Annotated in this window: 1 protein-coding gene; it reads right to left on the bottom strand. The window is 45.5% G+C overall.

Going from position 1 to position 561, the window contains the following annotated elements:
* Window positions 1-561, bottom strand: a 561-nt coding sequence (locus AC1DUW_RS32070; protein WP_477644612.1) for a pyridoxal-phosphate dependent enzyme, incomplete at both ends; no start/stop codon positions are given.

Below are 561 nucleotides of genomic sequence, written 5' to 3'. Positions count from 1 at the left end.
TAAGCAAATCACCAAGCCTGTCCCTTTCTCCATTTCTTTGGCAAGTTTTAAACCGTAGGAGATGGCATGTGAACTTTCCAATGCAGGTATGATCCCTTCTTCCTTTGAAAGCAATACGAGAGCTTCTAGAGCTTCTTGATCGGTAACTGAAGTATATGTCACGCGATTTGTATCTTTTAGAAAACTGTGTTCCGGTCCAACCCCCGGATAATCTAACCCTGCTGAAATCGAATGTGCCTCCTGAATCTGGCCGTCTTCGTTCTGCAATACATACATGAATGCCCCATGAAGCACCCCTGGCTTTCCTTTTGTTAAGCTTGAAGCATGTAACGGTGTATCAAGACCATGACCTGCTGCTTCTACTCCATATAATTTAACCGTTTCATCCTCAATGAATGGATAAAACATCCCCATTGCATTGCTGCCACCGCCTATGCAAGCGACTATGGCATCAGGAAGGGCATGTACCACTTCGGAATACTGACGCTTCGTTTCCTTACCAATCACGCTTTGAAAATCGCGTACAATAACAGGGAATGGATGCGGCCCAAGGACTGACCC

The sequence above is a fragment of the Peribacillus sp. P4_C12 genome (genome assembly GCF_056402095.1).
The sequence above is the reverse complement of the archived record's forward strand: the minus strand, read 5'-3'. Positions and strand labels throughout refer to the sequence as shown.